Below are 26,203 nucleotides of genomic sequence, written 5' to 3' on the forward strand. Positions count from 1 at the left end.
GTTACAGGCCATTTACAAATCTATACTTAAATTGACCTTGCCTCCCGATCATGATAGCCCCTGCCGCGAGCGGACCGGACGACACCTGATATGCAGTACTTCATGAACGTCCTGGATCCGGCGCACCTGCTGTTCTGGGTGACGCCGAACGACATGCGCCAGACCCCGCGGGTGCGGATCATCCTCGACAGGGGCGCTGCGATCGAGATCGAGGCGAGCGTCGAGTTCGCGAACATCAAGGAATGGGGCTGGCACGCGACCGGTCTGTGCGGCTTCGACGTGACCGAGGCGATCTGTCCTGGCCTCGGCGCCGCGAGCCACGTCGAGATCTACGATTGCGAGACCAATTTTCTGCTCTATCGCCGGATCCCGGCGCCGCAGAAGGACGTGCGGCTGCTCGGCCTCGACTACACCATCGGGCAAGAGAACCCGCTGCGCGATGCCCTGTTCGGCCAGTTCCAGATCTCGTACTTCGGCGTGCAGTCGATTCCGCATGAGCTGCTGCGCTGCGTCATCGATCTGCACTACACCGAGTCGCTGTTCGTCTACGGCGGCGTGCTCTACCAGCGCTACGAGGAGGTGCTGCGCCAGCGCAACTACCTGCGGACGATCCTGATCGCCGATCCCTACATCGAGCTGGCGCGGCGGATCCTGTGGCTGCGCCGGGCGGCGGAGGCCGCGCAGGACGAGGCGCAGCGCTGGCGCACCGAGCACATCCGCGAGCCCTGCCAGTTCGCCGCCGACCTCGACCTCGGCAACGTCTCCGCCCTGCGCAAGGCCTTCGCGCGCATCGACGTCCCGACCTTCCAGTGGCTGGCCAACCCCCTCACCCGCCACCTCGGCAGCTCGCTGCCCGACGAGGTGCTGCGCCCGGAGCACTGGCAGGCGGCGATCCAGAACCTGTCGCGCTTCGACGTGGTCGGCCACCGGGGCTTCTGGGACGCCTACGCGGCCACGATGCTCGACGTGCTCGGTCTCGACATCGCGCCGCCGCCCGAGCGCCCGGTTCCGGAGGAGGTCACGGCGCTCGCCAATGCCCTGGCCGGCCTGTCCGCGGTCTCGGACCTCGTGGAGATGGATTTCGACCTCAGCGACAAGGTCTATTCGGCCGTGGAGAAGCAATGGGCCGTGGGGCCCGCGGCGTGACCGGCCGGTGCCGGCCCCTCAGGGCCGGCGATACACCCAGACGCGGGCCGGCGGCAGATTGAGCCAGACCTTGTTGGAGCGGCTCGCGGTGTAGCGCGAGGAGCGGGCCGGGATCGGCGGCACCACCGCGTAGGTGAACTGGACGAAGGGCGCGCTCGGGCGCATCAGGTCGTGCGCCTCCTCCAAGAGGTCCAGGCGCTGCTCCAGAGGCTTGGTGAAGAGCGGCAGGCTGGAGATGGTGGCGATGGCGGGCTCCGAGACGATCCCGCGCAGCGTCTCGCGCATCCGGTAGGCGTCCCCGCGCAGCACCGTGGCGCCCGGGAAGCGGCGGCGCAGCAGCTCGCAGAAATCGGGATTGTACTCGACCAGAACCAGCCGCTCGGGCGCGATCCCGCGGCGCACCAGCGCGTCCGTCACCGGGCCGGTGCCGGGGCCGAGTTCGATCACCGGGCCGGGCAGGCCGGGATCGACGTAGGAGGCCATGGTGCGGGCGAGGAGCCGTCCGGAGGGCGTCACCGCACCGGTCACCAGCGGCCGCTCGAACCACGACCGCAGGAAGCGCGCCTCGTCCTCGAACAGGTCGCGGCGCTCCTCCGCGAAGCGGGACAGAGCGATGGCTTTCGCGGTGGATCGGCGGGGCAAGGGCAAGACGGTCAGACCCTTAAATCACGCGGACGGCTGACGGACGGCTGTCGACCAAAGGTGCGCTGCCGTCAAGCCTGGAGCCGGCTCGGTACCGGCCGCCCCGGGGAGCCGGGGCGAGGGAACCTGGGCGGATGCATGCGTGAACGCGGCAGCGGGCGTGCGGTTCACGGGATCAGGCCCGGCCCGATCCGCTCAGCCCGTCGAAGAACTCCTTCACCCGGCTGAAGAAGCCGGCGCTCTCCGGGTGGTTGTCGACGCCCGTGCCGTGCTGGTCGAACTCCTGCAGCAGCTCGCGCTGGCGCTTGGTGAGGTTCTGCGGCGTCTCCACGAAGACCTGGATGTAGAGGTCGCCGACGTCGCGCGAGCGCAGCACCGGCATGCCCTTGCCCTTGAGGCGGAACTGCTTGTTGGTCTGGGTGCCGGCCGGGATGCGCACGGTGGTGTGCGAGCCGTCGATCACCGGCACGGTGATCTCGCCCGAGAGCGCCGCCGTCACCATCGAGATCGGGACGCGGCAGAACAGGTCGGCCCCGTCGCGCTGGAAGAACGGGTGCGGCTTGATCGACAGGAAGATGTAGAGGTCGCCCGCCGGTCCCCCGCGCAGGCCCGATTCCCCCTCGCCCGCAAGCCGGATGCGCAACCCGTCGTCGACCCCCGCCGGCACGTTGACCGAGAGGGTGCGCTCGCGGGTCACGCGCCCGGCGCCCGAGCAGGCCGGGCAGGGATCGTCGATGATCTCGCCCCGGCCCTGGCAGTTCGGGCAGGTCCGCTCGATGGCGAAGAACCCCTGCGCCGCCCGCACCCGCCCGTAGCCGCCGCAGGTCGGGCAGGCGCGCGGCTTCGAGCCGGCCTTGGCGCCGGACCCCGCGCAGACCTCGCAGGTGACGGAGGTGGGCAGCCGGATGGTCTCGGTCTTGCCGGTGAACGCCTCTTCGAGGCTGATCTCGAGGTTGTAGCGCAGATCCGCGCCGCGCTCGCGCCCGCCCCCCGGCCGGCCGGCCCGCGCGCCGGCGCCCGCGCCCGGGCCGCCGCGGGCATCGCCGAAGAACGTGTCGAAGATGTCCGACATGAAGTCGCCGAAATCGGTGCCGAAGCCCGGACCGCCCGGCCCGCCCTGCGAGAAGGCGGCGTGGCCGAAGCGGTCGTAGGCTGCCCGCTTCTGCCCGTCCGAGAGGGTCTGGTAGGCCTCGTTGACCTCCTTGAACTTGATCTCGGCGTCCTTATCCCCGGGGTTGCGGTCGGGGTGATAGGCCATCGCGAGCTTGCGGAAGGCGGATTTCAGCTCGCCCTCGTTCGCCGTCTTGGCGACGCCCAGCACCTCGTAATAGTCGCGCTTCGACATTCCCCGTCCCCGAGCCCGTCTGGCCCCAAAGCCCCGGACATGCGCGCACGGTCCCCGCCGCCTCACGCGCCGGGGACCGTGCGGTCCGTCTCGTTACGCCATACAAGAAATGCGCGCGGCCGGGGGAGCCCCCGGCCGCGCCGGAATGCGGATCAGGCCCGCTTCTTCTGGTCCTTGTCGTCGACCTCCTGGAAGTCGGCGTCGATGACGTCGTCCTTCTTCGGCTGGCCCTCGGCCTGAGGACCGGCCTCGGGGCCGGCGGCCTGGCTCGCCGCGTACATCGCTTCGCCGAGCTTCATCGAGGCCTGCATCAGGTCCGTGGTGCGCGCCTTGATGGTTTCGACGTCCTCGGCCCCGAGCGCCTGGCGCAGCGCGTCGATGGCGGTGGTGATGGCGCCCTTGTCGGCCTCCGAGACCTTGTCGCCGTACTCCTTCACCGACTTCTCGGTGGCGTGGATCAGGCTCTCGCCCTGGTTCTTCACCTCGACGAGTTCGCGGCGCTTCTTGTCCTCGGCCGCGTTGGCCTCGGCCTCCTGCACCATCCGCTGGATGTCGGCATCGGACAGGCCGCCCGAGGCCTGGATGCGGATCTGGTGCTCCTTGCCCGTCGCCTTGTCCTTGGCCGTCACGTTGACGATGCCGTTGGCGTCGATGTCGAAGGTCACTTCGATCTGGGGCAGGCCGCGCGGGGCCGGCGGGATGCCGACGAGGTCGAACTGGCCGAGCAGCTTGTTGTCGGCCGCCATCTCGCGCTCACCCTGGAAGACCCGGATGGTGACCGCGTTCTGGTTGTCCTCCGCCGTCGAGAACACCTGCGACTTCTTGGTCGGGATGGTGGTGTTGCGGTCGATGAGCCGGGTGAACACGCCGCCCAGGGTCTCGATGCCGAGCGAGAGCGGGGTCACGTCGAGGAGCAGCACGTCCTTGACGTCGCCCTGCAGCACGCCCGCCTGGACGGCCGCGCCGATCGCCACGACCTCGTCCGGGTTGACGCCCTTGTGGGGCTCCTTGCCGAAGAAGGTCTTCACCTGCTCCTGGACCTTCGGCATGCGAGTCATGCCGCCGACCAGCACCACCTCGTCGATCTCGGCCGCCGACACGCCGGCATCCTTGAGCGCCTTGCGGCACGGCTCGATCGTGCGCTGCACCAGGTCGTCGACCAGCGACTCGTACTTGGCGCGGCTGAGCTTGAGCGCCAGGTGCTTGGGCCCGGACGCGTCCGCCGTGATGTAGGGCAGGTTGATCTCGGTCTGGGTGGCCGCGGACAGCTCGATCTTGGCCTTCTCGGCCGCCTCCTTGAGGCGCTGGAGGGCGAGCTTGTCCTTGGTCAGGTCGATGCCCTGCTCGCGCTTGAACTCGGCCGCGAGGTACTCGACGATCCGGTTGTCGAAGTCCTCGCCGCCCAGGAACGTGTCGCCGTTCGTCGACTTCACTTCGAACACGCCGTCGCCGATCTCCAGGATCGAGACGTCGAAGGTGCCGCCGCCGAGGTCGTAGACCGCGATCAGGCCGGACTTCTTCTTGTCGAGGCCGTAAGCGAGGGCGGCCGCGGTCGGCTCGTTGATGATGCGCAGCACCTCGAGGCCGGCGATCTTGCCGGCATCCTTGGTGGCCTGGCGCTGGGCGTCGTTGAAGTAGGCCGGGACCGTGATGACCGCCTGCGTGACCGGCGTGCCGAGGTAGGACTCGGCCGTCTCCTTCATCTTCTGCAGCGTGAAGGCGGAGATCTGGGAGGGCGAGTACTGCTTGCCGTCCGCCTCGACCCAGGCGTCGCCGTTGCCGCCGCGCGTGATGGCGTAGGGCACGAGGCCCTTGTCCTTCTGCGTCATCGGGTCGTCGTAGGTCCGCCCGATCAGACGCTTGATGGCAAAGAAGGTGCGCGACGGGTTCGTGACCGCCTGGCGCTTGGCCGGCTGACCGACGAGCCGCTCGCCGTCGTCCGTGAAGGCGACGATCGACGGGGTGGTGCGCGCGCCTTCCGCGTTCTCGATGACCTTGGGCTGCGTGCCTTCCATCACGGCCACGCAGCTGTTCGTGGTGCCAAGATCGATGCCGATGACTTTACCCATGGTGGGATCCCTCGTTGAGTTTTTTTAAGCAGACCGCCGAGCCCCGAAGCAGCTCGGCCCATGGCGGTACTAGAGGATAATCATGATGCGGAGCGGGATCCGGCCGGACCTCGATTCGGATGAGGGAAGCGAAGGTCTGTGGCGGCGCCCGCGCCGGACGCGATATAAGAACGCCGTCGAGGCCCCGCAAGGCGAGGCCGGAGCCGCGGCGCCCGGCAAGGGCCGCGGCGCCCGGCAAGGGCCGCGGCGCGCCCCGCGGCCCGGAGGCTCATGGCCAAGGCGCCACGAGAACGTTGCGCCCTTGCCACGTCCGCGCCACGGGGCGCATGCTACGAGTGAAGCGGTGCGTTCCGCCCCCGCTGATGCCCTCGGAGTCTGATGCAGCCGTCCCGCCTCCTCCTCGCTCTCGTCCTGGCGGCGGTCCCGGCCCAGGTGTCGACCCAGGCCTCGGCTCAGTCGTTCTTCGAGGAGCTGTTCGGCATCGGGCGGGCGCGGCAGCCTCCGCCCCGGGCCGCGCCGCCGAGCGCCCCCGTCGACGTGCCGCCCGAGGGGCCGCGCCCTGCCCCGGCGCCGCCTGCGCCCCCCAAGCCCGTGGTGATCCGCGCGCCCAGCGACGACAGCGTGATCGGGCAGGACCTGCAGCAGAACGGCAGCGACGGGTCGCTGCGCCTGGAGCGGGCGCAGGGCGGCCTGAGCGCGCGCATCACGCTGGCCGGCATCAAGGTCTCGCAGCCCACCGAATCCTGCCGGGTGTCCCTGTCCGGCGGCGCGCCCCTCACCCTGGCCGACCAGGGGCGGCCGAACGGCGTCACGCGGCTGGCCGCGTCCGATCCGGTCTGCCCGCTGCGCCTGGAGATCCTCGACGGCAGCGTCCTGGTGACGACGGGCGCGGAACCGGACACCTGCGTGTTCCAGGCCGCCGACTGCGCGGTGCGGCCCAAGGGGTTGTGGGGGCCCGGGCCCGCCTCCCTGGTGCCCCGCGCCCAGGAATTCGACTCCGCCCGCGGCTCCGCCGACAAGGCCGTGCGGGAGAACTACAAGGTCCTCACCCAGCGCGCGAAGCGCGAGGACATCCGTCCGATCGTCGCCGAGCAGGCGGCCTTCTCCTCGGAACGCGAGCAGATGTGCCGCGCCTATGCCCGCGAGGGCGTGCACGGCTACTGCCACCTGCGCTTCTCGGAGGCCCGGGCGCTCTCGCTCGCCACGCGGCTCGGCATCGCCACGAGCGCGGCTCCGACCGCGAGCGCAACGCCCCGCCCGCCGCGCCGCCGCCCGCCCGTGGACGGCATGAACCCGGGCTTCGACACCGCCGGGCCGGAATGAGGCCGTCGGCTCGGGACGCGGGAGCCCCGGGCCGCGCACGATCGGCGGCCGCCCCGGCGGGGCGGCGATCCGCCCTCAGGCGTGGCCCGCGCTCATCGAGAGCATCGCCGGCTCGATCCCGATCGCCCGCAGCGCCCGGTCGTACTTGGTGTCGAGGGCGGCGTTGAAGATCAGCTCCGGGTCGGCCGGGCAGTGCAGCCAGCCGTTCGCCTGGATCTCGCTCTCGAGCTGGCCCGCCTGCCAGCCCGCGTAGCCGAGCGCCAGCACGGCGCTCGACGGGCCGGTGCCGGCGGCGATCGCCCGCAGGATCTCGACCGTGGCGGTGAGGCAGATGCCCTCGTCGATCAGCAGCGTCGACTGGTCGATGTGGAAGTCGGGCGAATGCAGCACGAAGCCGCGGCTCGACTCGACCGGGCCGCCCATCAGCACCGGCATGTGCCCCACCCGGTTCGGCAGGCGGATCGCGTCGGCCTGCCCGATGATGTCGAGCTGGACCAGCAGGTCCGGCATGTTGAGGTCCGCCGCCGCCTTGTTGACGATGATCCCCATCGCGCCCTCGGCCGAGTGCGCGCAGAGATAGATCACCGAGCGGGCGAAACGCTCGTCGGCCATGCCGGGCATCGCGACGAGGAGCTGCCCGTCGAGGTAGGTCGCGGCGGGGGCTCCGCCCGGACTCGTCGCGTCGTCGTGGTCGGTTCGGCTGCGCATAGGGATCATGCTACCCCCGGCCCTCATATTGTCCATCCTCCAAACGCCCCCGGGCGCCTTCTCTTGCGGGAGGAGAACGCGCGGCGCGGGAACATGGGCGCCGGTCACGCGATCGTTTCTCGCCCTGGTCCGATTCCTGCTGATACGCTTCGGCCCGTACCAGACCCGATCGTGACGGACCCGGGCGGCCGCGGGCGCGGCGCCGCGCGGGTCGGGATGCGCGAGAAGGCAAGAATCGCTGACGGTCCATGATCCTGTTTCCTGCCGGGCGGCGCCTCGCCCTCCTTGCCAGCCTTTGCCTCGCCGCCTGTCTGGCGGGGTCCCCCGGCGCCGCGGACGCCGCCTCCCCCTGGGCCACCGGCCTGCATGCCCGCGCCCGGCTGATCCCGGGCGGGCAGGCCGACGGCGTGCGCTACGCCGGGCTGGAGATCGTCCTCGACCGCGGGTTCAAGACCTTCTGGCGCGACCCGGGCGAGTCCGGCATGCCGCCGGCCATCGACTGGTCGGCCAGCCGCAACGTCGCGTCGCTCGACGTGCTCTGGCCGGTGCCCCGGCGGATGAAGGAGGCCGGGGACGTGGTCTTCGGCTACGAGGACCGCGTCGTGCTGCCGGTCCGGGTCGTCCCGGTCGATCCGGCGAGCCCGGTGGGCCTGCGGCTGCGCCTCGATTACGGCGTGTGCAACGACATCTGCATCCCGGTCCGGGCGGATCTCTCGATCACGCTGCCGGCCGACGCGGCCGCGGTGGGGGACCCCCGGGTGGCGGAGGCGGTGGCGGCAGCACCCCGCCCGGTGCGGCTCGGCGAGGGCGCGCTCACGGTGCTGGGGGCCGTGCCCGAACCGCCCAGCCTCGCCGGCAAGCTCTTCGTCGCGGTGCGGGCGCGGGTGCCGAACGGCGAGCAGGCGGACCTGTTCGTCTCCGCCCCGCCGGGCTGGCTGCTGATGCCCCCGCCCCGGCCGCGGCCCGAGGCGCCCGGCACGGTGCTGTTCCGCATCCCCGTGCTGGAGCGCCCGGCCGCCGCCCCGGACACCTTGCCCCTGAACCTGACCCTGTCCAGCCCCGGCATGCGCCCGGTGACGGCGGAGGCCCACCTCGACACCCGGGAATGGCCGCGCTAAGCATCGCCCGCCCGGGCGGCTGACGCGGCGCGACGGCGGCCCGCGCGAACTGGACGGCACCGCCGGCACGGCCCCCCCGATCAGGAGAGCAGCGATGACGATCCAGGTAGGCGACCACCTGCCCCAGGCCACCTTCCGCGTGATGTCGCCGGACGGTCCCGCCGCCAAGACCACCGACGACGTGTTCAAGGGGCGCCGGATCGTGCTGGTGGCGGTGCCGGGCGCCTTCACCCCCACCTGCCACCGCAACCACCTGCCGGGCTACGTCGCCAAGCGCCAGGAGATCCTCGGGCGCGGGATCGACGGCATCGCGGTCACCTCCGTCAACGACGTGTTCGTGCTCGACGCGTGGTCGAAGCAGGCGGGCGCCGAGGGCATCGAGTTCCTGGCCGACGGCAACGGCGACTTCGCCAAGGCGATCGGCCTCGACATGGACGGGACCGGGTTCGGCCTCGGCGTGCGCTCGAAGCGCTATGCCATGCTGGTCGATGACGGCGTCGTGCGCGCCCTCAACGTCGAGGACAGCCCCTCGAAGGCCGAGGTCTCCAGCGCCGAGGCGCTGCTGAAGTCGCTCTGAGGCCGGCGCCCGCATCCTCGGGCGCGCCGCGAAGGATCGCCGACAAGGGCTTGGTGGACCTGCGGAAACGCGGTCGCCTGTCCGCTCCCTGATCCTCCGGATGGCGGAGCCTGCGCGTCCGAGGAGCGGCGTTCCGAGACGGGTTGAGCCGATCCCGCCAAGGTTCTGATGCGACAGGAGAAAAGATCTAGGGCGGCGATCAGTGCCGCGGCCCCTCCTGTTGCGCGAGCGCCCGGCCGATCTCGATCAGCGCCATGTCGAGGAGGCGACGGACGAGCGGCGCGTCGATGCGCGCCGCCGCGCGGCGGGCGGCCATGCAATGGTCGGCGGCCTCGTCGAGGGCGCGCCCCGGATCGCCCGGCCGCTCGGTGATGTCGAGGACGGTGCCGGAGGAGCGCACCGGCCGTCCCTGCGCGTCGTGGTAGAACCGGCCCTGCACCTGGACGCGGCGCCTGGAGCCGTCCCGCGAGCAGGTGCGGTACTCCGACCGGAACGGGCCGCTCGCCGCCGCCAAGTGAACGCCCATCTGACCGCGATCGTCCGGGTGGACCGTGCGCATCCAGCGCTCGAAGGGGATCCCCGCCCCCGCCTCCTCGGGATCAAGGCCGAACAGTTCGGCCACGACCTCGTCGGCGGACAGGCGATCCTCGCGGATTGCCCAGTCCCAGACGCCAACGCGATCCGCGGCCTCGGCACGCGGCGATCCGGCAGTCCGGCCGACTCCCCTCCGGCCCCGCATCTACAGCTCCCGCCAAGGTCACACCGCCACCCTGAGGCCGATCCCGGTGCGGTGCAAGTCAATCGATCGCGACCACGGCCGGTCCTCTGCTGGAGCATTCGGCAGTGGTTGAGACGGGGTTGTCGCTGATCTTCGATTTCTCTTCAGCGGCACGCGCAGGACCGGATGGTGCCGTCCGGCATCCGAGCCGGGGCCGGCCCGTTACGGCAACGGCCGCCCTCACGAGCGGCCGCGTCGTCGGGAATGTCGTCCCCCCGGGGTCACTGACCGGGCTTCTTGCCCCAGGCGGAGACCGGCAGGGACGGCACCGACGCCCAATTCGAGCCGGATCCGGTGCCCGTCGCTTGGCTCCCGAAGGACGTCTGTGACGGGATCGTTCCGGCGATCCAGCCCGCACCGCCCACCACCCCGTCGAGGTCCTCGAGGGAGAGTTCGGCGTGAGACACCTCCGCGATCAGCTCGGCAGAATTGATCAGTTCGGCGGAGGTGGGCTTGAAGTTCATCGTCCTCTCCCGGGCGTTCCGGCTCGGCGCCGCGTCGATGCCGGGACTATGGAGCGGCAGGGGGCGGGTCGGCGTGCGATGCCGCACGTCGTCCGACGGAGCGTCCTCCGGTCGTGCCGTGCTCGAATCGCTTCCGACGCAAGCCCGGCACCACACGACGGGTGGGGAGTGCGGGCGATGGCGGGGCACGGGACGGGAGCGGCCGGTCGCGGCGGAACATCCAGAGCGCCAAGCCAGTGCCCTCACGCCACCGCGCGGACGGTTCTCGGCAGCGTGGAGGCCGACGCGCCCGCACCATCACCCGATCGGATCCTGCACCGGATCGGATCCTGATGATTGCCGCCGAGAATCAGCGGGCGCAGATCGTGCGCGGCTACTGAGCCTCTTGCCAAGCATTCCGACAACAACTACTGACGTGCGAAGGCCGGCTCGGAGCGTGCGTCAACACAATCCGGCCGGCCTTTAAGCAGAGCGGGCGTTGACGCGCCCGCAAGTGCTTACCGCCGTGGTCCCGGAACGCTGCCGAACTCGGGTTGGTCACGCCGGCTGCTCAAAAACATAGCCGATTCTCGCCCGACGTCCTGCACAAAAAGCAATCTGGAGATCTGCGCTGGTCGCCATCGTGATGCGGCTCGGCAGCGCGGCGCTGACGTCGCGCGAAGGTGTGCGGCCGAAGGCCTGCCTCCTCAGCGTCGGCGTGCCGACGCTCGGCTACGGCCACACCCAGGCGGCGAAGCTCGGGCAGATCATCACGCAGGCTCGGGCCGGGACGTTCATCGCGGAGGACCTCGCCGGATGCGCCCCGCTTCTCCCGTCCTGCACCACGGTGCCGGTAGCGGACGTGTTGGCCCTGGTCATCCGCCGCCAAGCGCGGCCGTGACGTCGCGCTCCAGAGCGGTCGGCGTCGTCCGGGGCGAATAGCGGGCCAGCACCCTGCCGTTGCGGCCCACAAGGAACTTCGTGAAGTTCCACTTGATCGCTCGGCTGCCGAACAGGCCGGGGCGCTCCTGCTTGAGATAGCCGTAGAGCGGCTCGGCCTTCGGCCCGTTCACGTCGATCTTTGCCAGTATGGGAAAAGTAACCGCATAGTTCATAGTGCAGAACCGCGCGATCTCGTCGGATGTTCCGGGCTCCTGCGCGCCGAACTGGTTGCATGGGAAGGCCAGCACGACCAAGCCTGCCGACCGGTATTTGCGCCAGAGCGTCTCCAATCCCTCGTATTGCGGGGTGAAGCCGCAGCGAGAGGCCGTGTTGACGATGAGCAGGACCTTGTCGCTGTAGTCAGAGAGGGGGTGCGGGATTCCGTCGGCGCCCGCAGGCGAGAAGTCGTAGATCGTGGTCATCGACCCCCCCCATAGCACGGCAACGCTGCACTTGGTCAGAAGCCAGCGCAGCGTTGCCGTGCCGTTTTGGAGATCCCGAACATGGACCGGCGTCAGCTTGCCGGGCCACTCGCGCCAGCGGGACTGGCCTCGCTGGGCATGCGCGTCGGCGCCACGCTGGTCGGGCAGGACACCGACGGACCCGGCCGGGCCGAAGGGACAAGGGACGCCTGGACGCCCCGTCTCGCGACCGTCGGAACGGGCCTTGCACTCACTTGGCGGCGGCGGCCTTCGCGGAGGCCCGCTCACGGCGCATCTGGCCGAGCCCGAGGCTCTTCGCGAGTTCCGAGCGGGCGGCCGAGTAGCTCTCCGCCACCATCGGGTAGGTCGGCGGAAGGCCGAACTTCGCCCGGTAATCGTCCGGTGTCAGGCCCTGGCTCGTGAGGTGCCGCTTCAGGCTCTTGTACGGCCTGCCATCGATGAAGCTGATCAGCGCGTCCGGCGTGATGGACTTCCTGATCTGAGCCGGGTTTGCCCTGGGCGTCTCCTCGCCGGCAGGCGGCGGAGGATTCGCGAGGGAGCTGAGCGCATCATGCACGCTCTTGAGCAGGTCGGGCAGGTCCACGGCCCGCAGGCTGTTGTTGGATACGTAGGCTGAGACGATGTCGGCCGTGAGTTCGACGGGAGTGGTCGGAGCAGTGTTGGTCATTTGTTAATCCTGCGAGGACACTGCGTTCTGGATTTGCGGCTGGGCGGCGTCAATAGTGCAATCGAGCATCATCCCGGTTTCGTCACGTTATCCGGGGATCACGGAGCTGGTACCAGAAGTTGAGCAACGACCTGGCGGCTTGCTGAACCTACGGATGCAGCCGGTCGTTTGCAGGTCGGGCCGCGGATGAGCCGCGCCGCGGGGGCGCGGATCGGACCATAGGGTCCGGCAGGATGGCCGCGTGCCGCCACGCACCGCGGGCCGCGCGGCCGGCCTGCATCCAGGGGCCATGGAACTGCTTGGCGGCCTTCTCGAACTCTGCGCCTTCGTTGTGGAACTGGCCGACTGCGTGCTGAGCGCGATCGGTCTCAGGCGAAGGCGCGACGGCAAGGGCCGACCGGCGGACGAACCGGGCGAGCCGCACAAGTAGGGCGCCCGCTTTCTCGCCACCCGAGGCCACCGCCCTCACCTCGGGCTGCGGACAGGCGGGCCGCGATCTCCTGTCCGGCCGCGGCTCATCCCCCCGATCACCCGGTTTTGCGGCGGCAGGCCCGACTCCGTGGATGCCGGGCATCGTGAACCGATGCCGGACAGGCGGCTGCGGGTGGTCGAGGCCGCCGTCGGCCCTCGTCGTCGTCGAGGCTCAGCTCGCACCGAGGACAGATCGAAACTCCGGCCGGGTGATGGGGCCGGCCGCGATCAATCGCTGAGAAGACCGTCGGCGGCTTCGCTCGGCACGCTCATCGGGGCCATGCGCGAGCGCGCGTCTCTTGAGCAACCAACCCATCCGAGCCCGGCGAGGGGGTCGCATGGCACTCAGGTTCGGTTCGCGTCGATGGACCCGGAATGCTGCACGAGGGCGGACATCTCGGACGGAGCTTGGAACACCCGACCGTCTTCGCACACCACGTGCACGTTCGATGCTCCCATGCTCACGAATGTCATGGCCCGCTCCGCCGCTCTGAGGCCGAGATCGTGCGGCTCCGAGCCTGGGCCGGAAGGCGAGGTCCAGTTTACGACATAAGGCATCGCGTTCTCCTGCGTGGCGTTCAGGATGACACGATGAGCCAAGGATCGCGAACGGCGGCCGACGAGCCAATTGGACGCGGAGAGCTGTTGGGCGGCAGAACTGGCGATCGGCGGCCGTTCCGCTCAGCCGGCTTCGCAGTTGTGCTTGGCGATGTCGGGGCTCGACCTGCGTGCCTCTCGCTCGGATCCCTGCTTGAGGTCGGTGGGCCGCGATGCGCCTCCCCTGCAAACGATTCGGGCTCAGGGGCCGTTTCGGGCGGCGCAACGCTTAAGCCCATTGGTCATCTCCGGTTGCCGTCCGCCGGGGTCGCGGCTGGCCGACGCGTCCGCGATGGCATTCTCGCTGGCGAGGGGTAGCGGGTCACGCCTTAAGTTCCTATTTTGTTCTCACAGGCGGACGCCCGGACGCGGATTGCGGGAGACGGTGGAACGGAGACCGGCATGGCCGATCAAGCACACGAGGACGATGCGACCGAGACCGCTCGGATCGAGAGCGCAGCCCATCTCGCGGCCGTCCTGGAAGCGGAGCAGGAGCGGATGATCGATCGTCTTCTGGCTCGGGAATTCGGACTGTAGATGCCGGACAGCCTGCGCGACCGGTCGGACTAGTCTAGAGCATTGTCCGACGAAGTGGATGCCGGTTCGTCGAAGAACATTCGTAAGACCCGGTTCCAGTGCCGCCGCGTGGCTCTCTGTGCATCGTCCTGCATCAGGGGGCGGTGAAGCGTGGCCGTGAAGGGGATTGCTGTCCGGCGCTCGGACAAAAGAAAAGGCCGCCCTCGCGAGCGGCCCGAAGTCTAGGGAGGAAACGCCCAAGGAGGGCAGGCACGGTCGCGATGTCATCGCGGCCGTGCACGTTTTTGGTATGCCACGTTGCGGCGCACAATTCAATCGTACGTTCGGGCGGTGCAGCCATGCGTCCCAGGCTTGGCTGTCGCGGGATGAACGCCAGGGTGGCAGCCTGAGCCTCACTCTGCTCTGGCCAGCAGGATTGTCGTTCGGACAGCCACTCTTTACGGTTGTGCAGCAGAAACTCGCGAGAAACAGAGCTATAGATCCTCTTAATTTTTGCTCAGGTAGTGCGGCCTAGCTCACATGATGTAGGTCATCTGCACCATACCATAATGAATATTATAGCTATAATCTATGTGCGTGCTTTCGATCATTGGCGATGAGCATGCCACATCATCCCTACATGGTCCGTGCGCAGGCCCCAGGGGGAGCTGTGTTTCAGACGCGATCGCGGGCCGCGAGCGCGATCGTTCTCGCACAGAAGTGGGCGGGATTTGGCTATGGTCACATCGAAATCATCGACCAAAGTGGACAAGCCTGCGAGCCGGAGCAGTTTAGAAAGCGTCACATGCGACCGGAAATGCGCCGGGTGCTTCGCGGCGCCTTGGTGGTGATGGTGGTTTGGTATGTAATACCGACAGTCCGAGCGGAATCGTTGTGCCCAGCGGTCACGCAGCCAAGAACGCCGTTGTACGGGCATGCAAAGCGGGGCGAAAGCAGCTCCTGTGTTAGCTGTCGTCTCTGATGGGGCTTGCCGGGAGGATGGTTGTTCGGGTGGCCGCGCGCCGCCGCGCGTCGGGTGCACCCTTCCGCGCCAGGATCTCGGTCGCGTACGGGCCGCGCGCACGACCACGACGCTATCAGGGTTCGATGCCGTCTGCGATCTCCCGATGGCTTGGGTCTGGGAGAGCGGCCGTGACGGCTGCATCGCTTCGCCGCCGGTGACGCGCCGAGCCTCGTGGCGATCGCCGAGGGACGCCGCGTCGGGCTGCACCCCGGGGAGAGCGCCCAACCCGCATGGGCAGCGGCCGGAACGACGGCGGCATGGTCCGTGGGGATTGGCGCGGGACTCCCGGTGCCGGACGGCGCCCCCGGTTCGCGGTTCGTTGCAGCTGAGGTCGGAAAGGGGTTGCGCAGCCCAGGCCGGAAAGCTATGAGCCCCAAGCCTCTTGAGGCGTCGGAGCGTAGCGCAGCCCGGTTAGCGCACTAGTCTGGGGGACTAGGGGTCGTGGGTTCGAATCCCGCCGCTCCGACCATTAAAATCTCTGAAATGACAGATACTTACGACAGGCGGCCTTAGGGCCGCCTTCGTCGTTTCTGGGGTCTGGGGTTCACCTGGGGTGCATGTTCGTGGGTGCCTCCGGGACCAAGATGCCGCACCCCAGCGGCTCCTTGGGGTTCAAATCAGTCGGCCAGGCGCCGGGACCTCGGATGGCGTGGGCCAGCGAATCGGCACTCCGTAGCGGCTCGGCCCTGCGACATGCTGATCCGACCTTCTGAGATGCTCCGCGACCTTCCAGCGCGAGTTGCCAGCAGCAGGACGCCCTGCGGCGCCAGAAAATGACCGGTGGCGACCTTCCGTGACGTGGCCCGCCCTCTCTTCACTTCGGCTCGTGTGGCTGCCGTCCTGAGGCTCCTGCTGGGGCGTGTAGGCGATTGCGAGCGGCCCGCCTGGGGCGGCCGCTCGCTCCTCCGCCGGCGGTCTCGTCGCCTATGCTCGCACGGTGCCTTCGCTTGCCGTAGACGGCAGGAACCAGGAGCCCGAGCCATGCCGCGCCGCCGCCCGGAGGGGCGCCTCACCTTCGACGACCTGCCCCTCTTCCCCGATGATGCCGAGATTGCCGAAGCCGTGGTCGGGCCGGACCCGGACCGGATCCGTGAATGGTGCGCCAGCGTAGGCGCTCTCGAAGCCAACGGCTTCCCGCCCCGCACGCACGCCTACAAGCGGCGGTATGCGCCGGCCGTCCGTGACTACTATGATCGGATGTATCGCCTGCCTGCGGATCTGCCGGCCCGGCGTGTGGTCGTGGAGAACGTGGAGGCCTGGACATCAAGGCCGGGGCGCAAGCCGCGGCCGAAGCCTGTCTGAGGAGCACTGCCGGCCTCGGCCGGGGGCGAGCTAGGGCACCGAGGCCGACCGGCTCGGCTGGGACACGCTCACGCTGTTCGGCGTACACCCGACCTCCGGCATCCGCCGGGGCGACTGGAGCGGTGTGCTGATGCCCTGCGCCTACCCGGTGCGCGAGCTCACGGCCGAGTTCCTGCGGGTGCACCTGTGGCGGTGCATGAGGGACAAGCCGGGGCGCGGGCGGGGCGTGGCGGTGTGGGAGTTCGGGCGTGGCTGATCAGACCCTCGGCGACCTCTACAAGGCCAAGCGCCTCACCGACGACGACCTGACCGCAGCCGTCGCCGGCTACCTCGCCGACCCGACACCCGGCCAGAGCGAGATCGCGGAGGGCGTCAGGCTCGACATCGGTGCGGCCGTGCTCGAGAGTCCCTACGCGACCGAGATCCTGGCACGCGAGGGCGCGCCCGAGGCGCAGCGGCGGATGGCGGTGCGCACCGCGATCCTGCTGGCGAAGGCAGGATGAAGCGCAACCCCCGCCGCGCCTACGACCGCGAGGGCCGGGAGATCGCCCCGCCCACGATCGGCAGCCTGCGGGAGCAAGGCGAGACCACCGCAGCCGTGTTCTGCCACGCGCGGGAATGCGGGCACAGCGCGGTCATCAGCACGGATCGCTTTCCAGCCGACATGCCCTTCCCCGACATCGCCCTGCACCTGCGCTGCTCGGGCTGCGGCGCCCGGGAGGTGGTCGTGATGAAGGACATGGCGGCCTACTACGCCCGGTGCACGTCGGGGGTCGGGACGGCCGTGGGCCTGCCGCCGTCGTACCGGGTGATCGGGCGGGATCTGCCGTGGCCGGACGAGGCGCCCCGGACCGCCTGAGGGCGGCCGGGGCGCTCTCGGTCAGGCCTCCTCGCCCGGCAGCACCGGCGGCGCCCGCCCGTACGCCCGCTCGTAGACCTCCAGGCGGCGCCTGAGCGCCGCCATGGCCCATCGGACGCGCCTCAGGCGCCACGCGTGCAGGAGAGCGGCGGGGAGGCTCGTGGAGCCGCCCCGGCCGCGCTGGAGGCCGCTTGGGCCGCTCTCTGTCAGCTCCCGAGCCATGGTTTCCTCCAATCCCCGCGCCAGTCGCACCCCACCGCGCTGAGGACCACGGCCGCGCGGGTCGCCACGCGCGTGCGGATCTCCTCGGGCGGGGTCGCGAGTTCCTGATCGAACCAATCGCTCGCCGGCCCGTACAGGATCTGGACCGCGCCGCCTGCGCCAAGGACCTCGGCCACCCGGCGCCGCTCGCGCTCGATCCAAGTCGAGTAGTTCTGGAGCAGCCAATCCGAGGCGGGCTCGGCCACGCCCGTGGGCGCGCCGATGAGGGTGATCCCTCCCCCCACGAGGGGGAGGGTCACCAAGCCGCGCAGGAAACCGCGGCGATCGTGCTGGGAGGTCATGCCGCCAGCCCTCCCCGCATCGCGAGGGTGACGTCCTCGGCGTCGTGGCCGTCCTCAAGGTCCGGGTCGCCGTCGAGCGCGTCGAGGAGCGCGATGTCCGCCTCGATGCGGTCCGCGATGGCCTTGTGCAGGGCGCGCAAGGCCGCGCGCTCGGACGGGAGCGCGGCTGCCGCAGGGGGCAGCGTTGAGCTGTGAAGGGTCATCGGGGTTCGGTCTCTGTGTGGGACCGGCTTTCGAGGGCCGGGGATCGCTCCGGAGAGCCATCCACGCCAGCACACGGCACTGGCACCGGGAGTCTCGAAACACGCCACAGAGAACGTGCGCCACGGCTTTCACCCGAAGGCTATTGTATAGCCGCGGCACTCCCGGCATAGTGCTGCCGTTCGCGCCCTACAGCTAAGCGGGGCACGTCGATTTGCGGGATCAAAGCCCGGCAAGGCTTGGATTTCCGCTCTGTGACTGTGGCGCTATCCCCGGCAAGGGACCGTCACGGGAGTTTCGAGGCTCCACAGAACACGATGCACGAACACCCCGCGCCCGGCAAGGCGGCGGGTGTTTCGTGTTGCGCGCTGTCTCGACCGGGTGCCACATGTGGCACCCGGGCTGCATCCGCCCTGCCTTGCTGGTGCTACGACGGCTCAGGCCAGGACACCGCCCGTGCACACCCTCCGGATCATCGTCGTGAGCACCCTCGTGAGCGGGCTGATCGCAGACATCGCGATCACCATCATGGACCGGGACGCGCGCTCGCGGCTGGTGCGAGCGCTGCAGGGGGAGCCAGCCCGGGTCGAGGCGCTCGCGCGGTAGAGGCTTCCGCGACCGGCGTCAGGCGCCGTGCTCGGAATCGTAGGCATCTACTTCGCAGGCTCAGATCTTCTTAATGCGCCTCAGGTCACAAGGGGGTGGGATATCGGCCGGTAGGAGGTGCTCCGACATGTGGGCGCGCATGCTCGCAGCTATCGTCCTCTCACCGCTGAGCATCGGCAGCGTCCTCGCAGCCGAGCCCATCGTCGGCCGCGCTTCGGTCACCGACGGCGACACGCTGGTCATCCGCGGCAATCGGATCCGCCTTCACGGCATCGACGCGCCGGAGAGCGCGCAGCTCTGCCAGGACGCGGCCGGAAAGGACTACCGTTGCGGCCAGCGGGCGGCGCTGGCCCTCTCGGACAAGATCGGGCAGGCGACCGTCTCGTGCGAGCCGAAGGACCAGGACCGCTACGGGCGCATCGTGGCGGTCTGCTCGGCCGGTGGTGTCGACCTGAATGGGTGGATGGCCGAGCAGGGGCACGCGCTGGCCTACCGCCAATACAGCGCCGCCTACGTGGGCCAGGAGGAGGCGGCGCGAGCCGCCAAGCGCGGGATCTGGGCCGGCGCCTTCACGCCGCCTTGGGATTGGCGTCGCGGTCAGCGCGAGAGTGGTTCGGCACCAGCAGCCACAGCCCCGACAGCGCGACCGTCGGCGCCGGGCGCCTCGGGGGCGCCCGCGACCGCCGGAGCGGAGTGCCAGATCAAGGGGAACATCAGCCGCAGCGGCGAGAAGATCTACCACGTGCCGGGATCGCGCGATTACGAGCGGACCGTGATCAGCACGAGCTCCGGCGAGCGGATGTTCTGCACCGAGGATGAGGCGAAGGCGGCGGGATGGCGCGCGCCTGGGGGGGAAGCTCATCGTGGCGCATTAGATGCAGACGCGGTGTGGGTCGTGAGAAGCGTTTCGCGCGTTCAATGGAAGCTGTGAGGCTCATATGTGGTGGCGCAGATGTGACTCGCGCGCCATGGAGCTTAGTGATAATGTGTCTAAACGGTCGAGAGGGCGAGGTGTTTTGGTTGGATTGAAGAGCGCTGAAGAGGATTGATGGCGAAGCCGGAAGACATTGACGCACCAATGACTCTGGAGATCGATGGGACTGCCGTCTCTCCGGAAAAGTTTATTCGCGCCTTGACTGCCTTTTTTGATGTCGTCCGCGAAGTCTCGCCCACCTTAGATGATGGAACGCGCCCTGAATGGACAATACAGGTAAAACAAGGCAGCAACCTTGTTGGTGCCTACCCAGGCAAGGGCGTTCCCTCATTTATGGTGGACCATATCCTCGCCGTTCTTGGTGAGGGGGTTGCTCAGATTGAAAAAGATGCAGTCGAACCAGAAGCATTCACTGACAAGGCCTTGGCAAGTCTTCGGAAGCTGGGGCAAATATCAGGCAGATCCGGCGGTGACGACACGCTAATCCGCGTATGGGTTGGGAAACATCATCAAAGAATTACTCAGAGGAGTGTCGCAAACGTCACGCAAATACTTGAGGCCACATATGTGGAGCATGGCTCTGTCACCGGACGCTTGCAAACAATAACGGAACGAGGAGGGCTTAAGTTCCTTGTTGATGAAGAGCTTTGGGGACGGCAGGTGCGATGTAACATGCCGGATAGACTTGTTCCTGATGCTTTGAAAGCCTTCAGGAAGAGAGTAGAGGTCTACGGTCCAGTGAGATATCGCCGCGATGGCGTGCCATTCTCTGTTTTCGTTAAGGAGATAGAGGTGATGCCTGAGAAGGGTGATTTGCCAACCATCGAAGATGTTTACGGTATCTTGCGAAGTGTAGATTAGCCATGGAGTATCGATATTGGGATAGCGATTGTTTTCTAGGTTGGCTGCAGGCTGAGCCTGACAAAGAAGCTCGTTGTAAAGAGGTTCTTAAGGAGGCGCGCGCAGGCAATATCACCATCGTTACAAGTGCTCTGACAATTGCGGAGGTGCTTGTGTATCGTGGGCACGCGCGTGTACCACCCGAGAAGCGCCTCATGGTGGAGAAGTTTTTCAAGAACGAGTTTATTATTGTGAGGAGTGTCACGCGACGTGTTGCGGAAAAGGCTCGTGAACTAGTTTGGGATTTTGGCATATTTCCCAAAGATGCGGTTCATGTCGCCACTGCCGTGGATGCCAAACTCCAAGTCATGAACACATTTGATCACGGCCTTATTAAGAAGAGCGGCCTTGTTGGCGAGCCGAAGCTGTTAATTGAAAAGCCAATCGTAGCTCAGACACGGTTGCCGTTACCGATGTTTGATGACGATGATACTTAGAGCTCCTAACACAAACGTCCTTCTCGCCCGCTAAACCATTGAAATCGCAGGGGCGAGGAAGGTTTAGATAGAGGCTCTTAGCGGATTTTGTAGACGATCTCTGCTGCTATCCTGGCAGTTGCCCGGGTCGCGCCCCAGCGCGATCCCGGGCGCTCGCACGAACTGGCGCGCGGGCCAAGCCTCCCCCGCGGGCGAGGAGCAGCCCACTGTGTTCCGAACACAGTGATCTCCGAAGATCCCCTGCCCCCGCGCGCGAGGGGCAGCCTCAGCACCCGGCGGGCTCCTGAGCCGCCTCGCTCGCTCCCAACCGCCAAGTCGGATCGCGGGGCACCAGGACCCTCTTGCGCGGCCGGCGCCCGCCCTTGGGGCGGGGCGCCGCGCCGTCGCTGGGCGGTTGCGCAGGAGCCGGCACGGGCGCGATCGGCAGCAGGGTGGAGAACCGCCCTTCCAGGCGGGGGCCGGGCATTAGTGCAGACCCACCGGTGGATCCGCCAAGAGCGCATGGATGCGAGCCACCACACTCGCGGTGTCACCACCCATGGCCTCTGCGTTCGCGATAGCCCGATCGCGGATGTCGGCCCGACCGACCCCCATCCGCTCTTCGGCGAACTGCACCAGGGATACGAGCACCGCCACCTGCGCTTGGTGCAGACTGACGGAGAGAAGCTGGGAGTCGGCGAGATCGTTGAGCACCTTCTCGATCTGGTGGAGCCGTTCGTCGGTCGTCATCAAGGGCCTCTATGCGAAATTGTCCGAAAGGGCTTGGCGCACCCGACCGGTCGAGCCGCCGCCGGGCGCCGCGGCGTTCACGCGGGCGATGGAGGCATTAGCCTGCCCCGCGAGCGCGATCACCCGCTGCAGCGCAGCCGCGGCCGTGTTCGCCTCGCTGGTGATCTGCCGCAAGCCCGAGACGTCGGCCTTGGGGCTGATGGTGAGGCCGTTGATCTCGGTCAGCTTGTCCTTCGCCTCTCCCGTCTCCCTGTTGAGTTCCTGGACCGGCGCCGTATCGACCTTCGGAGCGATCGCGCCCGTGCCCCCGAACTCGGCCGGCCGGGGCGGCGGTGCCGGCGTCTGAACCGTGCCCCTGCGGCCGGGCGGCGTCTGCCACCCGCTCTGCCCACGAAGTTGGCTGCTCAGCGCGTCGCGCTCGGCCGTCAGGCGTTCGATGCGGGCGCGGGCGTCCTTCACCGTCGCCGCGACCGGGCTCCCGGCCGCATCGCCGTGCTTGGCCGTCAGCTGATCGACGACGCCCTGCTCGCGCGTGATGCGCTCCTGCAGGCCGTCGATCTGCCCCTTGAGGCTCTGCTGCTGGCGGCGCGCCTCCCGGATCTCGCGCGTGAGGCGGCCAGTCGTCGCTTCCTCGCCACGGGCGGCCCGGAAGGCCCCCTGCTCGTTCACCGTCTCGGCCTCGTTCCCGGCGAGGCCTGCGGCGGCCGGGGCGCCGATCGCGGCGCCGTAGCCGAGGGACGAACCCGTGGTCGACAGGGCACCGCCGCCCATCCGCAGCAGGTTGGCCAGCACGCCGGGCGCGTCACCCGCTACCTTCTTCATGAGCCAGCCCGCGACCTGCGGGCCGACGATGGCGGCGAGCAGGCCGGCGGGGGCCGCCGCGGCGTTCAGCGTGTCGGGATCCTTCCGCAGCGCCTCTGTCGCCCGACTGGCCGCGTCCGCGAGGCTGTTGAGGGCCGCCGTCGCCGGAGCGACGGCCGGCTCCAGCAGCTGCCCGAGCAGAGTGGCGCCCTGCGTCTTGGCCGCGTCGGCCGCCACGCCCGGGTTCTCCGTGCGCACCTTCTCGGCCTCGGGCAGGCCACGCACCAGCCCAAAGCGCTCCTCGTTGCGTTTCAGCTCGCCTTGCTTCGTGACCAGCTTGCCGATGAATTCGGCCGCGTTGCGGTCGTTGAAGATGGTGGCGAGCGTGTCCACGAAGGGATTGATGTCGCCGTCCTTGAACCCCTTCCCCTTCTTGGCGAAGGCCGGCTCCAGCACGTTGAGCGCCCATTCGAGCGGGTCGCGCTGGAAGATGTCGCGGCCGATCATCCGGCCGTCCTTGCCCATCAACCCGTACTGCGCCGCGACCTTCTTGCTTTCCTTCTTCATCCGGCCGGCGACCACGGCGTTGTAGGCCGTGTAATGCGCCTGGCCGGCGCTCGGGCCGCCCATGTCGTCGATGATGGACGGTGCGATGGCGCCGAGGAAGCGCGGTGACAGCCCCGCCACCGCGAGCCGTCCCGTCTTGGCGTACTGATAATAGTCCTCGCCCCGCAGCGTATCGCCGAACAACTGCATGCCCTTGATGGCGCCCTGCAGGTAGTCGGTGAATTTCTCCGGCTTGTCGCCGAACCCGGCGTTCTCCGCCCCGCGGATGATGCGGGCGAGGTCGGCCTGGGCCTCCTCACGCTTGCGGAAATTCTGCAGGAGCACCTGCGCGCGGGCGACCGGCACCAGGGTGTCGCTCGCCGCCGCGGCGTTGCCGCCGAGGTTCACGTGGAGCGCCCGGTAGAGCTCGCGCAGGCCGGTGGGGTCGAGCGAGGGGAATCGACGCGACAGCTCGAAGGCCCGCGCCTCCCCCAACTTGTCCTCCGCCGGGGTGAGCCCAACCGCCCGGCCGCGCGCCGTCTCGGTGGCGCGCTCGCCGGCGTTACGCGCCCCCACGCCAGCGAGGCGCGTCGCGCCGTAGGCGCCGCCGCCCAGCCCGATCGCGCCGGCGGCGGCGCGGGCATGGCCGCCCGCTTCGCCTCGGAAGCGGCGGGACTCGCGGTCCAGCCGCGTCCGCTCCCGGGAGACTGCGCGCAACGCAGCCGCCTCCTCGCGGGCCGCTGCCTTGACCGCGGCGGCCGCTTCCCGGGCCGCGGCGATCTTCTCTCTCGCCGCCTGCCGGGCCGCCTGCGCCACCTCCCGGGCGGCTTGGCTCGACTCGCGGCCAGCCTCGCGCTCGGCCTGCCGAGCGGCACGGGCTGCCTCGCGGGCGATCTGCAACTTTTCCCGCGCGGCGGCGCGCGCCACCCGCACGCTCTCCGCCGCTGCGAGGCGCTCCGCAGCGATCTTCTCGCGGGAGGCGGCCAGGATCGATGCCGCCTCGGTGCGGGAGGACCCTGACCCAGGCGACAGGGCGGCCGCGACCTTGGTCTCCTCCGCCATGCGCCGCGCCCGTTCGCGCAGCTTGTCTTCGATCTTCCCGCGATCCTGCTCCAAAATCTGTGCATGATACCGGGGGTTGATCGGTCCGAGAGCGGCGACCTGCTCGGCGCGCATGCGAGTGAAGTCGCGGGCGAGCGCCCGGACTTGGCCACGGGTGAGGTCGAGGGCCGCAAGATCCCGCTTCAGGTCATCCGAGAAGCCGCCGAAGGGTGGCGGTGCCGGGGCGAGCTGCTGCACGGCCGCGCGCGTCGCCTTCGCCTGGGTCGTGACCTGCGCGAGGCCTGCAGCGGCCTGGGCGGCCGGCTTGCCGAGGTTCTTCGGGAGCAGCGCCTCGATGTCCGTACCGGCCCGGGCGGAGGCCGCCGCCTTGGCGGCGCTCTCCGCCTGCGCCGCGGCCCGCTGCTGATATTCCCGCGTCGTCGCGGCGATCAGGGTCTTGAGCCGCCGCTCGGTCCCCAGCAGCTTCGTGATCGGCGCGCCGTCGGGCAGGACCTCGGCGCGCAGCCCCTGCACGAGGGACCGTTGCTTATCGTACGCGGTCCGCGTCCGCTTGACGGCGCGCTCGGCCGAGGCCTGCTGTGCCCTCGCCGCGGCGATCGCGGCCTTGTCGCCGGCGGCCTTGGCGCGCGCGAGAGCCTGCTCGGCTGCGGCGAGGTCCTCTCCCGCCTTGCGCAGGTCGCGGCCGAGATCTTGGAGCCCCCGACCGGCTGCCCGAAAGTCGCCGAGCTTGCTCGCCTTCGCCTGCAGCGCCTCAAGGCGCTTGGCGAGCTGGTCGAGACCGTTGCCGGCGTTCTTCAGACGCGAGAGCCCATCGCCCGCCCCTGCCAGACCCTTCAGCGCGCCGGCGGCCTGTTTGGCCGGGCCTGAGACCTGATCGGTGAGTCGGATGATCAGGGACGCGGTTCTCGATGCCATGGCTACCTACCTCGCAAGGTCTCGGCTTCACCCCACCAGTCCGCCAGCTCGCCCCAGTCCATCGCCATGGCCTCGGCGAGCGAGAGGCCGAGCGTCGCCATCACGCAGGCGACGGCCCGTCGCCAGCCTGCGGGGTGGAGGAGGAGGTCAGGGCGCCCCGCAGGGCGGCGGGCAAAAAATCCGCGGACACCCGGTCGAGGGCGTCGAAATCGTCGTTGTCCATGGCGTCGAGGACCGCTGCCGGGATCGGCCTGCCGTCCGCATCCTCGAACATGGGCAGGGGCGGATTGGCCTCCCCCTCGGTGACCGCGTCGACGAAGGCGCGCACCTCGGCCGCCGACATGCGGCGCACCGTCACCTCACTGATGACGCGGCCCTCGAACTCGATCGGCCAGGTCAGGAGGACGACGCGGGAGCGCGGCGGCCCGCCGACGATGCGGGCCGTGACGGTGGGAGCCGGCGCCGGGGTGGGCGCTGATGCGGCCGGGGCGACCGGAGGAGCGGCCGCCCTTGCGGCGGCCGCCTCCGCCCTACCGACCGGCTCGAAATCGTTGGCGAGGCTCTGGAACGAGGCGGTCATGAGTTTCCTCTCACGGTCGGCCGCCGCGGGTCGAGGCAGGCCTTGATCTGGTCAGGGGTGAAGCGGGGAAGCTGGGCGAGGAGCGCGACGAGCGCCTCGTCTTCGAGGCGGCGCACGTGGTCGAGCTGCAGATCGCGCAGTCCCTCAGGAACCTTCGTCGCCACGAAGCAGCGGAGCGCCGCCATCACGCGCTGCAGCGCGATGCTCGCGTTGCGGACCTGATCGGGCCGGGATGCCGGTTCGCAGGCAGCTTCGATCAACCGCTCGGCCTGGCGGGCCTCGGCGAGGACGTCGTGAAGGAAGATCAGCCACTCCTCGTGGGTCCCGTGCCGGTACAGCCGGTAGAGCTTCCGCAGGTCGTCGAGGCCGTGCAGCCCCTCTTGCAGAGGCGGAAGCACCTGCTCGGCAATGAGCTGCTGGAGGCGCCGGTCGCCGATCCCGAGCTCCCGCGCGATTTCGGGGGTTCCGAGCGTCCTTCCGGAAGGCTTCTGTCGGCGGCTCAAGGGGTTCGATCTCCATCAGGCGAAGCGAAATCGTGAAACGAAAAACCCGAAACACACTGGATGAAGGGGCCGCCTTTGCCCGCAGGCTCGCCCCCTACTGGAAGGACCCGGAACTTGGGGGTGGGGTAGGCGGGCCCTGGGATCCACGAGGTCGGTCGGTGGTGGGCATTTGGGTGTTCGCGGGTCTCAGCACCCCTGCCTGCGAACGCCCGTGTACGCCCCTGCTTTTGCCCCGCTGCATATCCGTCCCCTGAGCGCCAGGGCCGCGGGGCGCCGGGTGCGCCCGCGTCCTCTCTCCCCCGGGGCTGCGCCGATCCATGATGCTGTGGTCGACGCCCGGGTCAGCCCATAGGCCGCCCCGGACGCCGCACGACGTTGGCGGCCTTGTCCCGTGTCTGAGGCCCGCGAGGCCGGGAGGCTGCCTTCCGTTTCTGGGCGCGTCGCGTCGCCCTCGCC

Annotated in this window: 30 protein-coding genes and 1 tRNA gene; 16 read left to right on the plus strand and 15 right to left on the minus strand. The window is 69.1% G+C overall.

Translation table 11 applies throughout. The features are described 5' to 3' along the window. The first annotated feature begins 90 nt into the window (after window positions 1–90). A complete protein-coding gene (locus MFF61_RS09590; RefSeq protein ID WP_238234875.1) occupies window positions 91–1,146 on the plus strand; it encodes a hypothetical protein in 1,056 nt (351 codons plus the stop codon). Between the two features lie 18 nt (window positions 1,147–1,164). Here the strand turns inward: MFF61_RS09590 and MFF61_RS09595 are convergent, their stop codons facing one another. The 3 genes from MFF61_RS09595 to dnaK all read right to left on the minus strand — a co-directional run bounded on the left by MFF61_RS09595 (window position 1,165) and on the right by dnaK (window position 5,202). Further along, window positions 1,165–1,794, minus strand: a complete 630-nt coding sequence (locus MFF61_RS09595; RefSeq protein WP_238234876.1) for a class I SAM-dependent methyltransferase — start codon at window positions 1,792–1,794, stop codon at window positions 1,165–1,167. A gap of 169 nt (window positions 1,795–1,963) precedes the next feature. Next, window positions 1,964–3,133 carry a molecular chaperone DnaJ gene (dnaJ, locus tag MFF61_RS09600; RefSeq protein ID WP_238234877.1) on the minus strand — a complete coding sequence of 390 codons (1,170 nt, stop codon included), beginning with the start codon at window positions 3,131–3,133 and terminating at the stop codon, window positions 1,964–1,966. Window positions 3,134–3,285: 152 nt separating this feature from the next. Further along, window positions 3,286–5,202 carry a molecular chaperone DnaK gene (dnaK, locus tag MFF61_RS09605; RefSeq protein WP_238234878.1) on the minus strand — a complete coding sequence of 639 codons (1,917 nt, stop codon included), beginning with the start codon at window positions 5,200–5,202 and terminating at the stop codon, window positions 3,286–3,288. A gap of 378 nt (window positions 5,203–5,580) precedes the next feature. Here dnaK and MFF61_RS09610 point away from each other — a divergent pair, with 378 nt between their 5' ends. Then, window positions 5,581–6,525, plus strand: a complete 945-nt coding sequence (locus tag MFF61_RS09610) for a hypothetical protein (RefSeq protein WP_238234879.1) — start codon at window positions 5,581–5,583, stop codon at window positions 6,523–6,525. 75 nt (window positions 6,526–6,600) lie between these two features. On the opposite strand, the gene MFF61_RS09615 is transcribed toward MFF61_RS09610, so the two are convergent. Further along, window positions 6,601–7,233 carry a YqgE/AlgH family protein gene (locus MFF61_RS09615; protein WP_238234880.1) on the minus strand — a complete coding sequence of 211 codons (633 nt, stop codon included), beginning with the start codon at window positions 7,231–7,233 and terminating at the stop codon, window positions 6,601–6,603. A 248-nt stretch (window positions 7,234–7,481) separates the two neighbouring features. Here MFF61_RS09615 and MFF61_RS09620 point away from each other — a divergent pair, with 248 nt between their 5' ends. Both MFF61_RS09620 and MFF61_RS09625 read left to right on the plus strand, forming a co-directional pair. Then, window positions 7,482–8,351, plus strand: coding sequence for a protein-disulfide reductase DsbD domain-containing protein (locus MFF61_RS09620; RefSeq protein WP_238234881.1), 870 nt, complete (start codon window positions 7,482–7,484; stop codon window positions 8,349–8,351). Window positions 8,352–8,445: 94 nt separating this feature from the next. After that, window positions 8,446–8,928 carry a peroxiredoxin gene (locus tag MFF61_RS09625; protein ID WP_238234882.1) on the plus strand — a complete coding sequence of 161 codons (483 nt, stop codon included), beginning with the start codon at window positions 8,446–8,448 and terminating at the stop codon, window positions 8,926–8,928. Window positions 8,929–9,127: 199 nt separating this feature from the next. On the opposite strand, the gene MFF61_RS09630 is transcribed toward MFF61_RS09625, so the two are convergent. Both MFF61_RS09630 and MFF61_RS09635 read right to left on the minus strand, forming a co-directional pair. Next, entirely contained in the window at window positions 9,128–9,667 is a 540-nt protein-coding gene (locus MFF61_RS09630; protein WP_283205983.1) for a PAS domain-containing protein, read from the minus strand. 260 nt (window positions 9,668–9,927) lie between these two features. Then, a complete protein-coding gene (locus MFF61_RS09635) occupies window positions 9,928–10,170 on the minus strand; it encodes a hypothetical protein (RefSeq protein WP_238234884.1) in 243 nt (80 codons plus the stop codon). A gap of 625 nt (window positions 10,171–10,795) precedes the next feature. Between MFF61_RS09635 and MFF61_RS09640 the strand changes: the two genes are divergently transcribed. Then, window positions 10,796–11,050: a glycoside hydrolase family protein gene (locus MFF61_RS09640; protein WP_238234885.1), complete on the plus strand. Its 255-nt coding sequence runs from the start codon at window positions 10,796–10,798 to the stop codon at window positions 11,048–11,050. Here the strand turns inward: MFF61_RS09640 and MFF61_RS09645 are convergent. Beyond that, window positions 11,025–11,513 (minus strand): glutathione peroxidase, encoded by a 489-nt coding sequence (locus tag MFF61_RS09645; protein WP_238234886.1) that lies wholly within the window; start codon window positions 11,511–11,513, stop codon window positions 11,025–11,027. The two genes, MFF61_RS09640 and MFF61_RS09645, sit on opposite strands and share 26 nt — an antisense overlap. A 250-nt stretch (window positions 11,514–11,763) precedes the next feature. Next, window positions 11,764–12,201, minus strand: coding sequence for a Ros/MucR family transcriptional regulator (locus tag MFF61_RS09650; protein ID WP_238234887.1), 438 nt, complete (start codon window positions 12,199–12,201; stop codon window positions 11,764–11,766). Between the two features lie 241 nt (window positions 12,202–12,442). Here MFF61_RS09650 and MFF61_RS09655 point away from each other — a divergent pair, with 241 nt between their 5' ends. The 7 genes from MFF61_RS09655 (at window position 12,443) to MFF61_RS09675 (ending at window position 16,970) form a co-directional block, all read left to right on the plus strand. After that, window positions 12,443–12,631: a hypothetical protein gene (locus MFF61_RS09655; protein ID WP_238234888.1), complete on the plus strand. Its 189-nt coding sequence runs from the start codon at window positions 12,443–12,445 to the stop codon at window positions 12,629–12,631. Between the two features lie 1,040 nt (window positions 12,632–13,671). Beyond that, the gene (locus MFF61_RS33845) at window positions 13,672–13,806 is read left to right on the plus strand and encodes a hypothetical protein (protein ID WP_283205984.1); all 135 of its coding nucleotides are present in this window, start codon (window positions 13,672–13,674) and stop codon (window positions 13,804–13,806) included. A gap of 1,394 nt (window positions 13,807–15,200) precedes the next feature. Beyond that, window positions 15,201–15,278: transfer RNA gene (locus MFF61_RS09660), tRNA-Pro, on the plus strand. A gap of 512 nt (window positions 15,279–15,790) precedes the next feature. Next, on the plus strand, window positions 15,791–16,111 hold the full coding sequence (locus MFF61_RS09665) for a hypothetical protein (RefSeq protein ID WP_238234889.1): 321 nt from the start codon (window positions 15,791–15,793) through the stop codon (window positions 16,109–16,111). Window positions 16,112–16,241: 130 nt separating this feature from the next. Then, on the plus strand, window positions 16,242–16,367 hold the full coding sequence (locus MFF61_RS33850) for a hypothetical protein (protein WP_283205985.1): 126 nt from the start codon (window positions 16,242–16,244) through the stop codon (window positions 16,365–16,367). Then, entirely contained in the window at window positions 16,360–16,614 is a 255-nt protein-coding gene (locus MFF61_RS09670; protein ID WP_238234890.1) for a hypothetical protein, read from the plus strand. Before MFF61_RS33850 ends, MFF61_RS09670 begins: the two co-directional genes overlap by 8 nt. Beyond that, the gene (locus MFF61_RS09675) at window positions 16,611–16,970 is read left to right on the plus strand and encodes a hypothetical protein (RefSeq protein ID WP_238234891.1); all 360 of its coding nucleotides are present in this window, start codon (window positions 16,611–16,613) and stop codon (window positions 16,968–16,970) included. Before MFF61_RS09670 ends, MFF61_RS09675 begins: the two co-directional genes overlap by 4 nt. A gap of 21 nt (window positions 16,971–16,991) precedes the next feature. Here MFF61_RS09675 and MFF61_RS09680 read toward each other — a convergent pair whose 3' ends face one another. From MFF61_RS09680 to MFF61_RS09690, 3 genes are read right to left on the minus strand one after another with little or no spacing between them, the layout of a single operon-like run. After that, complete coding sequence (locus MFF61_RS09680; RefSeq protein ID WP_238234892.1) at window positions 16,992–17,192, minus strand: hypothetical protein; 201 nt, start codon at window positions 17,190–17,192, stop codon at window positions 16,992–16,994. Next, complete coding sequence (locus MFF61_RS09685) at window positions 17,177–17,533, minus strand: hypothetical protein (RefSeq protein WP_238234893.1); 357 nt, start codon at window positions 17,531–17,533, stop codon at window positions 17,177–17,179. The genes MFF61_RS09680 and MFF61_RS09685 overlap by 16 nt, the downstream gene beginning before the upstream one ends. After that, window positions 17,530–17,736, minus strand: coding sequence for a hypothetical protein (locus tag MFF61_RS09690; RefSeq protein ID WP_238234894.1), 207 nt, complete (start codon window positions 17,734–17,736; stop codon window positions 17,530–17,532). Before MFF61_RS09690 ends, MFF61_RS09685 begins: the two co-directional genes overlap by 4 nt. Before the next feature lie 454 nt (window positions 17,737–18,190). Here MFF61_RS09690 and MFF61_RS09695 point away from each other — a divergent pair, with 454 nt between their 5' ends. The 4 genes from MFF61_RS09695 to MFF61_RS09710 all read left to right on the plus strand — a co-directional run bounded on the left by MFF61_RS09695 (window position 18,191) and on the right by MFF61_RS09710 (window position 20,611). Further along, entirely contained in the window at window positions 18,191–18,340 is a 150-nt protein-coding gene (locus tag MFF61_RS09695; protein WP_238234895.1) for a hypothetical protein, read from the plus strand. A 139-nt stretch (window positions 18,341–18,479) separates the two neighbouring features. Further along, window positions 18,480–19,271, plus strand: coding sequence for a thermonuclease family protein (locus MFF61_RS09700; protein ID WP_238235170.1), 792 nt, complete (start codon window positions 18,480–18,482; stop codon window positions 19,269–19,271). A 117-nt stretch (window positions 19,272–19,388) separates the two neighbouring features. Then, window positions 19,389–20,135, plus strand: a complete 747-nt coding sequence (locus MFF61_RS09705) for a hypothetical protein (protein WP_238234896.1) — start codon at window positions 19,389–19,391, stop codon at window positions 20,133–20,135. 2 nt (window positions 20,136–20,137) lie between these two features. After that, a complete protein-coding gene (locus MFF61_RS09710; RefSeq protein ID WP_238234897.1) occupies window positions 20,138–20,611 on the plus strand; it encodes a type II toxin-antitoxin system VapC family toxin in 474 nt (157 codons plus the stop codon). A 465-nt stretch (window positions 20,612–21,076) separates the two neighbouring features. Here the strand turns inward: MFF61_RS09710 and MFF61_RS09715 are convergent, their stop codons facing one another. The 4 genes from MFF61_RS09715 to MFF61_RS09730 all read right to left on the minus strand — a co-directional run bounded on the left by MFF61_RS09715 (window position 21,077) and on the right by MFF61_RS09730 (window position 25,747). Beyond that, a complete protein-coding gene (locus MFF61_RS09715; protein WP_238234898.1) occupies window positions 21,077–21,340 on the minus strand; it encodes a hypothetical protein in 264 nt (87 codons plus the stop codon). A 9-nt stretch (window positions 21,341–21,349) separates the two neighbouring features. After that, entirely contained in the window at window positions 21,350–24,664 is a 3,315-nt protein-coding gene (locus MFF61_RS09720; protein ID WP_238234899.1) for a hypothetical protein, read from the minus strand. Window positions 24,665–24,764: 100 nt separating this feature from the next. Further along, window positions 24,765–25,244: a phage tail assembly protein gene (locus tag MFF61_RS09725; RefSeq protein WP_238234900.1), complete on the minus strand. Its 480-nt coding sequence runs from the start codon at window positions 25,242–25,244 to the stop codon at window positions 24,765–24,767. Further along, entirely contained in the window at window positions 25,241–25,747 is a 507-nt protein-coding gene (locus tag MFF61_RS09730; protein ID WP_238234901.1) for a hypothetical protein, read from the minus strand. Before MFF61_RS09730 ends, MFF61_RS09725 begins: the two co-directional genes overlap by 4 nt. Between the last annotated feature and the right edge of the window lie 456 nt (window positions 25,748–26,203).

It is taken from the genome of Methylobacterium isbiliense, from assembly GCF_022179325.1.
GTDB classification, from domain to species: Bacteria; Pseudomonadota; Alphaproteobacteria; order Rhizobiales; family Beijerinckiaceae; genus Methylobacterium; species Methylobacterium isbiliense.

Bases quoted from the DNA above. Each gene is read 5' to 3' on its own strand.
- MFF61_RS09625 (WP_238234882.1), top strand. From the start codon at position 8,446: ATGACGATCCAGGTAGGCGACCACCTGCCCCAGGCCACCTTCCGCGTG.
- dnaK (WP_238234878.1), bottom strand. From the start codon at position 5,202: ATGGGTAAAGTCATCGGCATCGATCTTGGCACCACGAACAGCTGCGTG.
- MFF61_RS09620 (WP_238234881.1), top strand. From the start codon at position 7,482: ATGATCCTGTTTCCTGCCGGGCGGCGCCTCGCCCTCCTTGCCAGCCTT.
- MFF61_RS09650 (WP_238234887.1), bottom strand. From the start codon at position 12,201: ATGACCAACACTGCTCCGACCACTCCCGTCGAACTCACGGCCGACATC.
- MFF61_RS09640 (WP_238234885.1), top strand. From the start codon at position 10,796: ATGCGGCTCGGCAGCGCGGCGCTGACGTCGCGCGAAGGTGTGCGGCCG.
- MFF61_RS09710 (WP_238234897.1), top strand. From the start codon at position 20,138: ATGGAGTATCGATATTGGGATAGCGATTGTTTTCTAGGTTGGCTGCAG.
- MFF61_RS09610 (WP_238234879.1), top strand. From the start codon at position 5,581: ATGCAGCCGTCCCGCCTCCTCCTCGCTCTCGTCCTGGCGGCGGTCCCG.
- MFF61_RS09630 (WP_283205983.1), bottom strand. From the start codon at position 9,667: ATGCGGGGCCGGAGGGGAGTCGGCCGGACTGCCGGATCGCCGCGTGCC.
- MFF61_RS09685 (WP_238234893.1), bottom strand. From the start codon at position 17,533: ATGACCTCCCAGCACGATCGCCGCGGTTTCCTGCGCGGCTTGGTGACC.
- MFF61_RS09665 (WP_238234889.1), top strand. From the start codon at position 15,791: ATGCCGCGCCGCCGCCCGGAGGGGCGCCTCACCTTCGACGACCTGCCC.
- MFF61_RS09690 (WP_238234894.1), bottom strand. From the start codon at position 17,736: ATGACCCTTCACAGCTCAACGCTGCCCCCTGCGGCAGCCGCGCTCCCG.
- MFF61_RS09725 (WP_238234900.1), bottom strand. From the start codon at position 25,244: ATGACCGCCTCGTTCCAGAGCCTCGCCAACGATTTCGAGCCGGTCGGT.
- MFF61_RS33850 (WP_283205985.1), top strand. From the start codon at position 16,242: ATGCCCTGCGCCTACCCGGTGCGCGAGCTCACGGCCGAGTTCCTGCGG.
- MFF61_RS09635 (WP_238234884.1), bottom strand. From the start codon at position 10,170: ATGAACTTCAAGCCCACCTCCGCCGAACTGATCAATTCTGCCGAGCTG.
- MFF61_RS09680 (WP_238234892.1), bottom strand. From the start codon at position 17,192: ATGGCTCGGGAGCTGACAGAGAGCGGCCCAAGCGGCCTCCAGCGCGGC.
- MFF61_RS09675 (WP_238234891.1), top strand. From the start codon at position 16,611: ATGAAGCGCAACCCCCGCCGCGCCTACGACCGCGAGGGCCGGGAGATC.
- MFF61_RS09700 (WP_238235170.1), top strand. From the start codon at position 18,480: ATGCTCGCAGCTATCGTCCTCTCACCGCTGAGCATCGGCAGCGTCCTC.
- MFF61_RS33845 (WP_283205984.1), top strand. From the start codon at position 13,672: ATGGCCGATCAAGCACACGAGGACGATGCGACCGAGACCGCTCGGATC.
- MFF61_RS09715 (WP_238234898.1), bottom strand. From the start codon at position 21,340: ATGACGACCGACGAACGGCTCCACCAGATCGAGAAGGTGCTCAACGAT.
- MFF61_RS09615 (WP_238234880.1), bottom strand. From the start codon at position 7,233: ATGCGCAGCCGAACCGACCACGACGACGCGACGAGTCCGGGCGGAGCC.
- MFF61_RS09645 (WP_238234886.1), bottom strand. From the start codon at position 11,513: ATGACCACGATCTACGACTTCTCGCCTGCGGGCGCCGACGGAATCCCG.
- MFF61_RS09705 (WP_238234896.1), top strand. From the start codon at position 19,389: ATGGCGAAGCCGGAAGACATTGACGCACCAATGACTCTGGAGATCGAT.
- MFF61_RS09720 (WP_238234899.1), bottom strand. From the start codon at position 24,664: ATGGCATCGAGAACCGCGTCCCTGATCATCCGACTCACCGATCAGGTC.
- MFF61_RS09590 (WP_238234875.1), top strand. From the start codon at position 91: ATGCAGTACTTCATGAACGTCCTGGATCCGGCGCACCTGCTGTTCTGG.
- dnaJ (WP_238234877.1), bottom strand. From the start codon at position 3,133: ATGTCGAAGCGCGACTATTACGAGGTGCTGGGCGTCGCCAAGACGGCG.